A 13864-nucleotide genomic window follows, 5' to 3' on the forward strand; every position below is an offset into this window, starting at 1 on the left:
TCCCGACGCGGAGGTAGCGTGGAAAAATGACGCGTCCACTCATCGCCACTGTCGGTCAGCTCAAGGCTTCGGGCCACGAGCAGAAGTCCCTTCGATCAGAGATCCGCGACAATCTCCTGGCGGCTCTCCGCGACGGTCGCGACCCGTGGCCGGGCCTGCACGGATTCGAGGCCACGGTCATCCCTCAGCTCGAGCGAGCGCTGATCGCGGGGCACGACATCGTGCTGCTCGGCGAACGCGGCCAGGGCAAGACCAGGCTGCTGCGCACTATTGTGGGCCTGCTCGACGAGTGGTCGCCGGTGATCGAGGGGTCGGAGCTGGGCGAGCATCCGTTCGACCCCATCACCAGCCAGAGCGTGCGTCGTGCCCAGGAGCTCGGCGACGACCTGCCCGTGTCGTGGCGGAGGCGCGAGGAGCGCTACGCGGAGAAGCTCGCCACCCCCGACACCTCTGTCGCCGACCTCATCGGCGACGTCGATCCCATGAAGGTGGCCGAGGGTCGCAGCCTCGGAGACCCGGAGACGATCCACTTCGGTCTCATTCCACGCAGTCATCGCGGCATCGTGGCCATCAACGAGCTGCCCGACCTCGCGGAGCGCATCCAGGTGGCCATGCTCAATGTCATGGAGGAGCGCGACATCCAGATTCGCGGCTACGTTTTGCGTCTGCCCCTCGACGTGCTCGTCGTCGCCAGCGCGAACCCCGAGGACTACACGAACCGCGGCCGCATCATCACGCCCTTGAAAGACCGCTTCGGCGCCGAGATCCGCACTCACTATCCGCTCGAGCTGGCCGACGAGGTGTCGATCATCCGCCAGGAGTCGGATCTCGTAGCCGAGGTGCCCGACTACCTCGTCGAGATCCTCGCCCGCTTCACTCGCGCACTGCGCGAATCGCCGTCGGTCGATCAGCGCAGCGGCGTGAGCGCCCGCTTCGCGATCGCCGGAGCGGAGACCATCGCAGCGGCGGCCATCCATCGCGCAACCCGGCAGGGCGAACCGGATGCCGTGGCCCGGCCCGTCGATCTCGAAACGGCCGTCGACGTGCTCGGCGGCAAGATCGAGTTCGAGTCGGGAGAGGAAGGTCGAGAAGACGAGATTCTCGACCACCTGCTGCGTCGCGCCACGGCAGAAACAGTGCACGGATATTTCAGAGGTCTCGACTTCAGAGCGCTGGTGACCGCCGTCGAGGAGGGCGCCGTCGTCACAACAGGCGAACAGGTCCCGGCGCGAGAGTTCCTCGCAGGGCTTCCGCGCCTCGGCGAATCCGAGCTCTACGACCAGATCGCAGACCGGCTCGGTGCCAAGAGCGACGGCCAGCGGGCGGGCGCGATCGAGCTCGCCCTCGAGGGACTCTTCCTCGACCGACGCATCAGCAAAGCCTCGGGCGGAGGCGAGACGATCTATGGCTAGGGCGAATCGACGACTGACGCGGGCATCGCGCTACGGCAAGTACGCAGGCGGCCCCGACCCGCTCGCCCCACCCGTCGATCTGCGCGAGGCGCTCGACGCCATCGGCAACGACGTGATGGAGGGCTACTCGCCCGAGGCATCGTTGCGAGAGCTGCTGCGCCGCGGCACGCGGGATCGCCCCGGACTCGACGATCTTGCTCGCCGCGTGGCCGAGCGCCGCCGCGAGCTGACCGCGAAGCACGACCTCGACGGGACGCTGAACGAGGTGAGACGGTTGCTCGACAAGGCCGTGCTCGAGGAGCGCAAGCAGCTTGCTCGAGATGTTCAGCTCGACGACGATTCGCGCGCCCTCGCCGAGATGCAGCTCGGCGCTCTGCCACCGTCGACCGCGGCCGCCGTGAAAGAGCTGGGCGACTACTCGTGGCGCAGCACCGAGGCTCGGCAGGATTTCGAGCGCATCAAGGATCTGCTCGGACGAGAGATGCTCGATCAGCGGTTCGCCGGAATCAAACGCGCGCTCGAGAACGCAGACGACGACGACCGGGCGGCCATCGCCGCCATGCTCGCCGACCTCACCGCGCTGCTCGACAGTCATGCTCGGGGCGAGGCGAGTCAGCAGCAGTTCGACGAGTTCATGAATACGCACGGCAAGTTCTTTCCCGAGAACCCTCAAACCATCGACGAACTCATCGACACGCTGGCCGCGAGGGCGGCGGCGGCCGCTCGAATGCGCAATTCGATGAGTCAGGAGCAGCGCGACGAACTCGACGCACTCGCATCCAATGCCTTCGGCTCGCCCGAACTGATGTCATCGCTCTCGCAACTCGACGAGCAGTTGAAGGCGCTGCGCCCGGGTGCAGACTGGAGCGGGTCGGAGCGCATGTCCGGCTCCGACAGCCTGGGCCTCGGCGATGGCACGGGTGTGTTCCAAGACATCGCCGAACTCGACGAGCTGTCGGAGCAGCTGTCGCAGGGCTATGGCGGCTCGCGCCTCGACGATCTCGACCTCGATGCACTCACGCGCCAGCTCGGCGACGAGGCCTCGGCAGATGCGCGCACCCTCGCTCAGCTGGAAAAGGCCCTCCGAGACTCGGGAACCATCAAGCGCGCGTCTGACGGAACCCTCAAGCTGACACCGAAGGCGATGCGGCTTCTTGGCCGCTCTCTGCTGCGCGACGTCGCGCATCGGCTGTCGGGTCGCCAAGGCAACAGAGACGTGCGCCAGGCGGGTTCCGCCGGTGAGCTGTCGGGTGCCACACGCGAGTGGTCGTTCGGCGACACAGAGCCGTGGGATGTGACGCGCACGATCACCAACGCCCTGTCACGAACCGCGGGTGGCGGGGCAGCCGCGGGAGCGGGCATCCGGATCGAGATCGGCGACGTCGAGGTGCAGGAGACCGAGGCGAGAACGCAGGCCTGCGTGGCGCTGCTGGTCGACACCTCGTTCTCGATGGCCATGGACGGCCGATGGGTTCCGATGAAACGCACAGCCCTCGCGCTTCACACGCTCATCAGCAGCCGATTTCGCGGGGACGACCTGCAGCTGATCGCGTTCGGTCGTGCGGCTCAGGTGATGGAGATAGAGCACCTCACCGGCCTCGAGGCCGAGTATGAGAAGGGCACCAACCTGCATCACGCTCTGCTGCTGGCGAACCGGCACTTCCGCCGGCATCCCAATGCTCAGCCCGTGCTGCTCATCGTCACCGACGGCGAGCCGACCTCTCACCTGGAATCGAGCGGCGAGGTGTTCTTCGACTACCCGCCGCATCCGCTGACGATCGCGGTCGCCGTTCGCGAGCTCGAGAACTCGATGCGGCTCGGGGCGTCGGCCACGTTCTTCCGCCTGGGTGACGATCCGGGGCTCGCCCGGTTCATCGACCAGATGGCGAAGAGGGTCGGCGGCAGCGTGGTCTCGCCGGAGCTGGACGACCTCGGCGCGGCAGTGGTCGGTTCGTATCTCGGCTCGCGCGACGGGTCAGGATTCGGGGCGGGGTGAATTCGGAGCTTGCGCTCAGCGTCTTTGCGACCGACGACCGATGCTGCCGACTACTCTCGACCTGGTGAGTGAGGTCGAGGAATGAGTGCTAAGCGTCGCAACAAACGCGTCGTCGCGGTGGTCATCGCGGGCTCGATGCTCGTGTCGGCGGCCATTGTGTCGGTCGCCGTGCAGAGCGTGACGCACGGTTCCGGAGAGCACATCCACATCAACTCGCGATCGGCCGCTCTAGCGGCAACGACAGCACCGACCGCGCCGCCGTCCGGCGCTGTGGAGCCCGCGTCGGAACCCGGCCCCGTGGTCGTGGCCATCGGCGACTCCATCATGGACGGCCACAACGTGAAATCGAGCCATGCCTGGCCGCAACTCATCGGTGCGGCGACGAATTGGCAGCTCACCGACCTGGCTGCCGATGGCAGCGGCTTTGTCGCCGTCGGTGACGACGGAGGCACTTTTCAAGATCAGGCTGTCGAGGCCGTCGAACTGAACCCCTCCATCGTGATCATCGCCGCGAGCAGCAACGATCTCGACGAAGACCCAGACGAGGTCGCCAGCCAGACGATGAAGACCATGAGCTATCTGCGCGACGAACTGCCCGAGGCGCGCATCTTCGCGCTGAACGCGTTCTGGGGAGACACCACCCCGCCCGATGAACTGGGAGAGCTCGACGCCGACATCCTGAGCGCCTCAGAGGCGGTCGACGCCGACTACCTCGATATCGGCCAGCCTCTCGCCGGCCAGCCCGAGCTCATGCAGTTCGACGACATCCACCCCGTCTCGAAGGGACTCACCGTGATCGCGGCCGCGGTGGCCGCGGCCATTCGCGAAGCGGGCTAGGCCTGCTATTTCAGCAGTCTCGACAGCACACGATCGGCCAGGGGTTTTCCGCCTGTCTGACAGCTCGGGCAGTACTCCAGAGTGCGGTCGGCGAAGATCACCTGCCGCACGGTGTCACCGCAGACGGGACACTCTTGGCCGGCCCTGCCGTGCACACGCATGGCGGTCTTCTTCTCGCGTTTCAGGTTCGACGCGCCAACGCCCTCTGAGCGTTCGATGGCACCCTGCAGTGTCTCGCGCATCGCGTCGTAGAGTCGGGATGCCTCGTCGGGCGTCATCGAGGCCGGCTTGTAGGGCGACATGCGGGCGACGTGAAGGATCTCGTCGGAGTAGGCGTTGCCGATACCGGCGATACGCGACTGATCGCGCAGGACACCCTTGATCTGCATTCGCCCGGCCGAATCGAGAATCCGGGTGAAGACGTCGAGGGTGAACGCCGCGTCGAGTGGGTCGGGCCCGAGCCGCTCGATCTGAGGGATCTCGTCGGCGCTCCGAACGATCCAGATAGCGACGCTCTTCTTCGTTCCCGCTTCGGTGATATCGAACCCCGAGCCGTCGTCGAGAACGAGGCGGGCGGCGAGAGGGCCCGACGTGGGTCGGGTGCGTGGCGCCGGTTCGCCGTCGCGCCACCGTATCCAGCCCGCACGAGCCAGATGCATCACGAGGTGCAGATCGCCGACAGAGATGTCGAGGAATTTGCCGTGCCTCTCGATTGCCGTGATCACTCGATTGCTCAGAGCGGAGACGGGCGGATCGAAGGTCTTGAGCGCGGCGAACGACACCAGATCGAGGCGCGTAAGAGTACGACCGACGAGCCGGGTGCTCAGGTCTGTGACGAGCGCGTGGATCTCGGGAAGTTCTGGCACTCCTTCAGTCTCGCCTGAGCCACCGACGTTGGTCTACGTGCGCTCAGCGAAAGTCGCGGGAGCGGGTGCGCGTCTGCAGGGGAAGTTCTTCGAACCGGTCTGCAACCAGATTGATGATGCCCTCGGGTGAGCGCTCGAGGATTCCCCGCACGACGAGCGCGGGTGCCTCTCTCGCCAGACGCCGGTAGCGGTTCCAGACGCCGGTGCTGACGATGACATTGAGCAGGCCGGTCTCGTCTTCGAGATTCATGAAGATGATGCCGCCCGCGGTCTGCGGGCGCTGGCGATGAGTGACTGCGCCACCCGCACGAACGCGCCGGCCTGATTCGGCTTGGGCGAAGCTGGCGATAGGAGACACCCCGCGGGCGGTGAGAGCATCGCGCGCCTGACTGATCGGATGGTCGTCGGGGGAGATGCCGGTCGACCAGATGTCGTAGGCCAGTCGTTCAGACGATGTCAGTACCGGCAGCAGCGGTGGTTGAATGCTGACAGAGGAGCCCGCGAGTTGGTCTGCACGTTCGGCGGACGCCTCGCCGGCCTGCCAGAACGCCTCACGCTGGCTGATGCCCAGCGAGTCGAAGGCTCCGGCGGCGGCGAGTGCCTCGAGTTGCTCGGTCGACAGCCCCACCCGACGTGACAGATCGGCGAGGTCGATGAAGTCGCCCGACTGCAGCCTCTCATCGACGATGCGCTGAGCGAGATCAGCGCCGATGCCGGTGACCGCCGCCAGACCGAGCCTTACGGCGAAGCGGCCGTCTCGACGATGGCTCGCCGAGAGATCGGGCGCTGCGCGATCGAACGCACCGACCGGGGGCTGATGAGGGTCGCAGCACTCCGGACGGGTCTGCGCGTGAGCGGCACTGACCGAGTCGAGCTCTTCGAGCGTGGCGTCGGCCAAAGACCGCTGGATGCTCGGTCGGCGTACCTCGACGCCGTGCCGACGCGCATCCGCTGTGAGAGTGAGGGGCGAATAGAAGCCCATGGGCTGGGCTCGAAGCAGTGCCGCCAGAAAGGCGGCCGGGTAGTGCAGCTTGAGCCACGCACTGGAGTACACCAGAAGGGCGAAGCTGAGGGCGTGGCTCTCGGCGAAACCGAAGTTGGCGAATGCCTGGATGCGCGAGTAGATGTCTTCACTGGTTGCGAGGTCGAGTCCGTTGCGGGCCATGCCTTCGAACAGGGTCGCCTTCAGCGACTCGATCCGTTCGACGCCGCGCTTGGAACCCATGGCGCGGCGGAGCAGATCGGCGTCGGCGGCAGTGCAGCCCCCGACCGCCACCGCCATCTGCATCAACTGCTCCTGAAAGAGCGGCACCCCGAGCGTGCGTTCGAGGACGGGCTCGAGCAGTGGATGCGGGTAGGTCACTGCTTCCTCTCCCGTCTTTCGCCGGATGTACGGGTGCACCGCACCACCCTGGATGGGACCCGGCCGGATGAGGGCGATCTCTATCACGAGGTCGTAGTAGCGCCGGGGGAGGAGCCTCGGAAGCGTGCCCATCTGTGCCCGACTCTCCACCTGGAACACGCCGATGGCGTCGGCCCGGCACAGCATGTCGTACACCCCGGCCTCCTCTTTGGGAATGCTGTCGAGATTCCACTGCTCACCGGTGTGTTCTGCGACGAGGTCGAAGGTGTACTGCAGGGCCGCCAAGATACCGAGACCGAGCAGGTCGAACTTCACAAGGCCCATCCAGGCGCAGTCGTCCTTGTCCCACTGCAGAACCGTTCGGTTCTCTTTGCGCGCGTGCTCGATGGGCACGACCTCGCCCACAGGATTCTCGGTCAACACCATTCCGCCCGAGTGGATGCCGAGGTGCCGGGGTGCCTTGAGCAGCTGCTGGGCCAGCTGAGTCACAGCAGGGGGAATGTCGTGATCGTGGGTCTCATTCAGGCTTCCCCACCGTTCGATCTGCCGCGACCACGCATCTTGCTGCCCCTGGCTGTAGCCGAGCGCCTTCGCCACATCGCGAACGGCGTTCTTGGGGCGGTAGCTGATGACATTGGCCACCTGCGCCGCATTCCGTCGGCCGTAGCGCGCATAGACGTACTGGATCACCTCTTCGCGACGGTCGGAATCGAAGTCCACGTCGATGTCGGGCTCCTCTTCGCGGAGTGCCGACAGAAAACGTTCGAAGGGGAGGCCTCGCGCGATGGAATCGACGGCTGTGATTCCGAGCACGTAGCAGACGGCCGAGTTGGCCGCAGATCCTCGCCCCTGACACAGGATGCCTCGGCCCCGGGCGAATCCGACGATGTCTTCGACGATCAGAAAGTAGCCGGGAAAATCCTTGTCTTCGATCACGCGGAGCTCGCGCTCGAGCCGGTCGTGGATGTCGGGCGTCGCATTCGGGTAGCGCTTCTGGGCACCCTGTCGCACGAGTTCGCGCAGCCAGCTGATCGGTGTGTGCCCGGCCGGAACATCGAGTTTCGGAAGATTCGGGCGCGCCGACCGCAGTGAGAACGACAGATCTGCAGCGATCTCGACCGTTCGTTCGACAGCTCCGGAATAGCGCGAGAATCGGGAGGCCATTTCGGCCCCGCTCCGCAGGTGCGCGCCCGTGGATGCCGGCAGCCAGCCATCCATCTCGTCGAGGCTGCGGCGTGCGCGGATCGCCGCCAGGGCCGAGGCGAGCGGATATGTCTCTGGGCCCGCGAAGTGCACGTTGTTCGTCGCGATCACGGGCAGGCGTGCACGGGCGGCCAGGTCTGCCAGGGCATCGTTGAGGCTCGACGCGCGAGGGTCTCCGTGATCGAACAGCTCGACCACCACGTTGTCTCGACCGAAGAGATCGATCAGCTGATCGAGCTCTCGCGCAGCCCCTGGCGATCCGTCGCTCTCGAGGGCCTTTCTCACCGCTCCCTTGCGGCATCCGGTCAAGACGAGCCACGAGTTCTGCGCCGCCCGCGAGAGCTCGTCGAGTGAGTACACCGGGTTCCCCTTCTCTGCTCCAGGGGCCAATTGGGCGGTCGTGATGGCGCCGGCCAACCGGTGATAGCCGGCTTCTTTTCGTGCCAGAACCACAAGGTGTTCGCCTTCGGGGTCGGCGACGCCGTTCTGGGGAGCCTCCAGACCCAACGAGAGTTCGGCGCCGAAGACGGTCATCAGATCGATGCGCTCGGCGGCCTCGGCCATGCGAACGATTCCGTAGAGACCATCATGATCTGTGAGTCCGAGGCCGCTGAGCCCGAGACGCACGGCCTCCTCGACGAGATGTTCGGGCGACGAGGCGCCGTCGAGAAAGCTGTAGTGCGAATGCGCGTGCAATTCGGCGTACGGCACGACCGTTCCGGTGGGTCGTGCGGCTCGGGCATGCGGTTCATAGGGTGCGCGTTTGCGTGACCAGGCGGGGCTGTCGCCTCCATCTGCTCCGTGCGGGCGATTATCGCGCCGTGTCGTGCCCGACGCGATGCGTTCGAATTCAGACCACGGAATGGGCGGATTGGCCCAATTCATGGCAGAGCTCGCTCAGTCATAACGGGCCTCTGCTGCCCACTCGTGATCTTCGAGAATCATCAGCCAGGCCATGCCCTCGGAATCGATCATCTGGAATCGATGCGCGCTTCGGCGTGCCTCGGCATCCCACCATCTCTGTGTCACCGGCCACGGTCCGGCCCACGATGAGACCTTCATCGCGGGGGATCGGCCGAGTGTCAGCCAGGCCGGAGGAGCGGTGGTCGTGCCTCGGGCATCGACATCGATCGGCTCGCCGCCCGGGCCGCGCACGTCGGCCGGTCGGGGCTGTGTGAAGACGGTCGCTGGAGCGGGTGGGGGGATACTGCCCGGCCAGGGCAGAGTGCGCTTCGATGGCGGAGTCTCGTCTCCCCAGGCGACGAGCACCTGTCTCTCGCTCAGAAAGCGACCTCCGCCGAGCGACGGGGTGGAGACCGCTCCATGGCCGAGCATGCTGTGCAGTCTGGCCAGTGCGTGGTGCACTCGCTCGTCGAGCGAGGTGCCCCAGAGGCCGGATTCGTGGTGTGCGCTTGTGTCGACCCGAGCGGGAGACAACTCGACTCGCTCGACCGGAGATGTGGGCCCCGCGTTGACACCACCCGACCCTTGAAGCTGCCAGCGTACGCGGTCGACCACGTCGGCGGCTGAAAAATGGTGTGGATGCGACCAGGATCGCTCTCGTCGCTCGCCGGATTCGCTGGTGACGGTGATGCGCAGCGCTGTGCAGACCAGACCGCTTTCGGCAAGCCGATCGATCATCGACTCCGATGCTGTTCTCACGCCGAAGGCGATCTGATCGACACGATCGAGTGCCGGTTCGAAGACCGCATCGGCGCCGAAGTCGATCTCGGGCGTGTGTTCGGCTCCAGAAAGCCTGTCGACCGCGGATGCTCGGTCGTGAGCGCGCAGTCCGGCCTCTCCGAATCTTGCTCCGACCGCCACACGGTCGAGGGCGGCGAAGTCGCCGAGGCTGTGCAGCCCCAATCGGCGCAGCACGGGCACAAGAGTCGAGTCGTCGAGCGTGGAGATCGGTGCGGAGGCCAGAAACTGCCGCGTTGTGCCCAATGCGACGATCGATACGGGGGTGCTGTCGTTCGTCTGCAGAGCGGCGCGTTCTGCGCCGAAGACGCTGTCGGCGATCCCTAGTCGCGCGGCGATGTCAGCCTTCGCCAGCGCCTCGTGAATCGTCGAGGCAGCGCGTTCCTCTCCGCCATAGAAGCGAGCTGGCCCTCTCGCTCTGATAGCGCACAGTCCGGGGCGGAGAATGCGCACGCCGGGAACCAGGTCTTCGAGAGACGCCACAACCGGTTCGAAGGCACGGGCATCGACCTGAGGGTCGTAGGTGACGACGAGAAGCTGGGGGCATCTGAGCTGCGCCTCTCGAACGGCGAGGCCTCGCTGCACACCCGACGTTCGCGCATCGCTCGAGCAGGCGAAGACGACACCTTTGTGAATGAGCGCGAGTGGCTGTTCGGCGGGCAGCTCGAGGCGACGTCGGGCGGCGATGATCGGCCAATCAGGCAGCCAGACCACCAGGACACGTGCGTCTGTCGAGGTCATGGAAGCGTCGCCGCCGGTACTCGAAGCCGCGACCGCCGGGGTGGGCCTGCGCTCTGACCCTGCCGTACCTCGAGCTCGAGGTGCCGATCGGTGAGATGACCGTAACCATCGCCCAGGCCTGTCCACGTCGACGACACGACGCGGATCTGCGACTCCGGCTGCGGCCACTCGCCGAGCACGAGCATCGTCGATCGGGTCTGCCGCAGCCGGGCGACCAGTCGGGACGCCTCGGCTGAGGTGACCCGTGCGGGAGCCCTGACGATCACCAGGCCGAGCACATCGGCCATCGAGCCGACCGTCGACATCCACCGATCGCCCGGATCGGCGACCCAGACGAGTCGATCGAGGTCGATTCCCCAGCCCGCCGCGGCCTCGAGCCCGAGATCGGGAACGTCGAGCACGCCACACCATTCGCCGCTCTGCGATGCAGCGGCGACGAGGGCCAGGGCGAGCGAGGTCGACCCCGAGATCGAATAGACGGTTCCCCGCCGAAGGCCGCGGCCGAGTACTGCCCGCATCATCGGGAGCACGGGGAAGGCGTCTTCGTCGAGCCGGGTGGACTGCATCGAGCTGATGCGCGCCTGCAGAGCCTGCCTCACCGAGGCAGGAGACTCGAAGGCGGCAACCGAACTCATTCTGCAATATTCGAATATATGTTCGAATAAGTCAATCGGGTCGCGAGTGTCGGTTAGGCGCTCGGCCCAGCAGAGGGCAGGATCGATACATCATGACCGTGACTCTGCCTGACGCCGCCGACAGCGACGACGCTGTCGCATCGGGCGGCAAAGACGAGAGCGCTTCTCTCCTGTCGCTCCTTCCCGAGAAATTCGACGAAGACACGGTTTTCAGCGCCTTCGAGACATGGGCGAGCTCACGAGGCATCACCCTGTATCCCGCTCAAGAAGAAGCGGTCATCGAGATCGTCTCCGGGGCGAACGTGATTCTCTCCACCCCCACGGGCACAGGAAAGTCCCTCGTCGCGATCGGGGCGCATGCCGCGGCCATCGTGCGCGGGCAGCGCAGTTACTACACCGCTCCGATCAAGGCCCTCGTGAGCGAGAAGTTCTTCGCACTGGTCGACGTGTTCGGGGCGGCGAACGTGGGCATGGTCACCGGCGACTCGTCGGTGAATCCGGATGCGCCCATCATCTGCTGCACGGCCGAGATCCTGGCGAATCTCGCCCTGCGCCATGGCGCCGACACCGACGTCGGGCAGGTCGTCATGGACGAGTTCCACTTCTACTCAGACCCCGAACGCGGTTGGGCCTGGCAGGTTCCGCTGCTCACCCTTCCCGGTGTGCAGTTCGTGCTGATGTCGGCCACGCTCGGCGATGTGACCTGGCTCGCGAAGGATCTCACCGCTCGAACCGATCGTGAGACCGCCGTCGTCACGGGTGTCGAACGGCCGGTTCCTCTGCACTACTACTACGCCACGACGCCCGTTCAAGAAACGGTCGAGGAGCTGCTCGAGACCCATCAGGCGCCGGTCTACATCGTGCACTTCTCGCAGCTCGCCGCCCTCGAGCGGGCGCAGGCGCTCACGAGTATCCGCGTCGCAACCAGGGAGCAACGCGACGAGATAGCCGAGGTCATCGGTGGATTCCGCTTCACCACGGCCTTCGGCAAGACGCTCAACAGGCTGATCCGGTCGGGCATCGGAGTGCACCACGCCGGCATGCTGCCGAAGTATCGTCGACTCGTCGAGCAGCTCGCTCAGCAAGGGCTGCTGCGCGTCATCTGCGGAACCGACACGCTCGGTGTCGGCATCAACGTGCCTATTCGCACCGTGCTGCTCACGGCGCTCACGAAATTCGACGGCGTGCGGATGCGCCAGCTCAACGCCCGGGAGTTCCACCAGATAGCGGGTCGCGCCGGCCGCGCCGGCTACGACACCGCCGGCACCGTCGTGGTGCAGGCGCCCGAACATGAGACCGAGAATCTGAAGGCGATCGCGAAGGCCGGCGACGATCCCAAGAAGAAACGCAAGATCGTCAAGAAGCGTGCGCCCGAGGGCTTCGTCTCGTGGGGCGAACCCAGTTTCTTGCGGCTCGTCGACGCGGAGCCCGAGACCCTGTCGTCGAGCATGCAGGTGAGCCACTCGATGGTTCTGAACGTCATCGCTCGTGAGGGCGACGCCTTCACCGAGTTCAGGCAGCTCATCGAGACGAGTCATGAGCCCCGCGCGAAACAGCTGGCGCACCTGCGACAGGCGCTTGCCATCTACCGGACACTTCGCACGGCCGAGGTCGTCACCCAGGTGCCGCAACCGGGCGGCGGGCCCGATCGCATCCGGCTTACCGTCGATCTGCAGCCCAATTTCGCTCTGAACCAGCCGCTGTCGCCGTTCGCGCTCGCGGTCTTCGATCTGCTCGACGAAGACAGCGAGACGTATGTGCTTGACATGATCTCGGTGGTCGAATCAACACTCGAGAATCCTCGGCCTGTTCTCTCTGCCCAGCAATTCCTTGCCAGGGGCGAGGCCGTGGCCTCGATGAAGTCCGAGGGCATCGAGTACGAACAGCGCATGGAACTGCTCGAGCAGGTGACCTGGCCGATGCCGCTCGAACAGCTGCTCGGTGAGGCCTTTGAGGTCTACAGTGCTTCGCAGCCGTGGATCGGGGACTTCGAGCTGAAGCCGAAGTCTGTGGTGCGCGATCTCTATGAGAGAGCGATGACCTTCGGCGACTTCATCAACTTCTACAAGCTCTCTCGCTCGGAGGGCCTTGTTCTGCGCTACCTGTCCGACGCCTTCCGCGCGGCCAGGCAGACGATCCCCGATGAGGCGAAGACCGAAGAACTCCATGACCTCATCGAGTGGCTCGGCGAACTCGTTCGCCAGGTCGACTCGAGCCTGCTCGACGAGTGGGAAGAGCTGATCAATCCGAGTGACGACGGCGCCAGCGTCGAGAATCCGGGCATCGTGCCGCCGGCACCTCGACTACTGACCTCGAACACACGAGCTTTCCGCATCCTGGTGCGCAACGAGATGTTCCGCCGGGTTCAGCTCGCGGCGCTCGAGAACTACGAGGCGCTCGGCGAACTGGATGCCGCGGCCGGCTTCGATGCGGATGCGTGGGCCCGCGCCATGGACGACTACTTCGACGAGCACGATGAATTGCTCACGGGTGCGGATGCGCGTAGCGCCGCGATGCTCATCATCGACGAGCGGCCGGGGGAGTGGTCGGTACGCCAGATCTTCGACGACCCCGCCGGCGATCACGACTTCGGCATCTCCGCGACAGTTGATCTCGCAGAGTCGAACGAACAGGGCGTCGCCGTCGTGCGCGTCGTGTCGATCGACAACAGCCCCCGCGTTTCTTGAGCCTACCGTTCCCTGAGCTTGTCGAAGGGCACAGGATCCGCGGGATTCCGCGGATGCCAGCGGCGACACGCCCGGGCTGCACCCCGGTTTTGACGAGCGCCGAGTGTTTCCGTAATGTTTCCTCTTGTCACCCCACAGGTGCGGAAAGCCGAAGAGCTTCCGGCCTCAAGCGGGACCATCCCATAGTTTCAGATCAGAGTCTATAAACGACTCCGCATCTCCTTCTAGGATGTAAACCTCACCCTGTCGAAGGTCGTTTAGTTCGATTCGGTGCGCCTGATTTCGATCCGGTCGCTCGAATTGCTCGATTTGACAAGAACTTCAACAAGGTCTAGGTTTGAGAAGTTGCCCCGAGTTGAGGCTGCGCCGGTTGGTGTGGTGGATGTTCGGGTGCGTCCGATCTTTGAGAACTCAACAGCGTGC

8 protein-coding genes are annotated in these 13864 nt (G+C 65.4%); 4 read left to right on the forward strand and 4 right to left on the reverse strand.

Annotation, left to right across the window (positions count from 1 at the left end; translation table 11 throughout):
• Window positions 1-26: 26 nt before the first annotated feature.
• The 3 genes from B9Y86_RS09490 to B9Y86_RS09500 all read left to right on the forward strand — a co-directional run bounded on the left by B9Y86_RS09490 (window position 27) and on the right by B9Y86_RS09500 (window position 4245).
• The gene (locus B9Y86_RS09490; protein ID WP_085485203.1) at window positions 27-1412 is read left to right on the forward strand and encodes a MoxR family ATPase; all 1386 of its coding nucleotides are present in this window, start codon (window positions 27-29) and stop codon (window positions 1410-1412) included.
• Window positions 1405-3408, forward strand: coding sequence for a vWA domain-containing protein (locus B9Y86_RS09495; protein WP_085485205.1), 2004 nt, complete (start codon window positions 1405-1407; stop codon window positions 3406-3408). The genes B9Y86_RS09490 and B9Y86_RS09495 overlap by 8 nt, the downstream gene beginning before the upstream one ends.
• A gap of 81 nt (window positions 3409-3489) precedes the next feature.
• On the forward strand, window positions 3490-4245 hold the full coding sequence (locus B9Y86_RS09500) for an SGNH/GDSL hydrolase family protein (RefSeq protein ID WP_085485207.1): 756 nt from the start codon (window positions 3490-3492) through the stop codon (window positions 4243-4245).
• A gap of 5 nt (window positions 4246-4250) precedes the next feature.
• On the opposite strand, the gene B9Y86_RS09505 is transcribed toward B9Y86_RS09500, so the two are convergent.
• Genes B9Y86_RS09505 through B9Y86_RS09520 form a run of 4 tightly spaced genes read right to left on the reverse strand, consistent with a single transcriptional unit; the run spans window position 4251 to window position 10754 of the window.
• Entirely contained in the window at window positions 4251-5111 is an 861-nt protein-coding gene (locus B9Y86_RS09505) for an Fpg/Nei family DNA glycosylase (RefSeq protein ID WP_085485209.1), read from the reverse strand.
• Window positions 5112-5154: 43 nt separating this feature from the next.
• Window positions 5155-8562, reverse strand: a complete 3408-nt coding sequence (locus tag B9Y86_RS09510; RefSeq protein WP_085485211.1) for an error-prone DNA polymerase — start codon at window positions 8560-8562, stop codon at window positions 5155-5157.
• A 12-nt stretch (window positions 8563-8574) separates the two neighbouring features.
• Window positions 8575-10119: a DNA polymerase Y family protein gene (locus tag B9Y86_RS09515; RefSeq protein ID WP_085485213.1), complete on the reverse strand. Its 1545-nt coding sequence runs from the start codon at window positions 10117-10119 to the stop codon at window positions 8575-8577.
• Window positions 10116-10754 (reverse strand): hypothetical protein, encoded by a 639-nt coding sequence (locus B9Y86_RS09520; RefSeq protein ID WP_085485215.1) that lies wholly within the window; start codon window positions 10752-10754, stop codon window positions 10116-10118. The genes B9Y86_RS09515 and B9Y86_RS09520 overlap by 4 nt, the downstream gene beginning before the upstream one ends.
• A gap of 92 nt (window positions 10755-10846) precedes the next feature.
• Between B9Y86_RS09520 and B9Y86_RS09525 the strand changes: the two genes are divergently transcribed.
• A complete protein-coding gene (locus tag B9Y86_RS09525) occupies window positions 10847-13441 on the forward strand; it encodes a DEAD/DEAH box helicase (RefSeq protein WP_085485217.1) in 2595 nt (864 codons plus the stop codon).
• The last annotated feature ends 423 nt before the right edge of the window (window positions 13442-13864 follow it).

The sequence above is a fragment of the Agreia pratensis genome, assembly GCF_900177685.1.
In the GTDB taxonomy this organism is placed as follows: domain Bacteria; phylum Actinomycetota; class Actinomycetes; order Actinomycetales; family Microbacteriaceae; genus Agreia; species Agreia pratensis.

Excerpts from the sequence above, each read along its gene's own strand:
- B9Y86_RS09490 (WP_085485203.1), top strand. The coding sequence starts at position 27 with ATGACGCGTCCACTCATCGCCACTGTCGGTCAGCTCAAGGCTTCGGGC.
- B9Y86_RS09495 (WP_085485205.1), top strand. The coding sequence starts at position 1,405 with ATGGCTAGGGCGAATCGACGACTGACGCGGGCATCGCGCTACGGCAAG.
- B9Y86_RS09500 (WP_085485207.1), top strand. The coding sequence starts at position 3,490 with ATGAGTGCTAAGCGTCGCAACAAACGCGTCGTCGCGGTGGTCATCGCG.
- B9Y86_RS09510 (WP_085485211.1), bottom strand. The coding sequence starts at position 8,562 with ATGAATTGGGCCAATCCGCCCATTCCGTGGTCTGAATTCGAACGCATC.
- B9Y86_RS09515 (WP_085485213.1), bottom strand. The coding sequence starts at position 10,119 with ATGACCTCGACAGACGCACGTGTCCTGGTGGTCTGGCTGCCTGATTGG.
- B9Y86_RS09520 (WP_085485215.1), bottom strand. The coding sequence starts at position 10,754 with ATGAGTTCGGTTGCCGCCTTCGAGTCTCCTGCCTCGGTGAGGCAGGCT.
- B9Y86_RS09525 (WP_085485217.1), top strand. The coding sequence starts at position 10,847 with ATGACCGTGACTCTGCCTGACGCCGCCGACAGCGACGACGCTGTCGCA.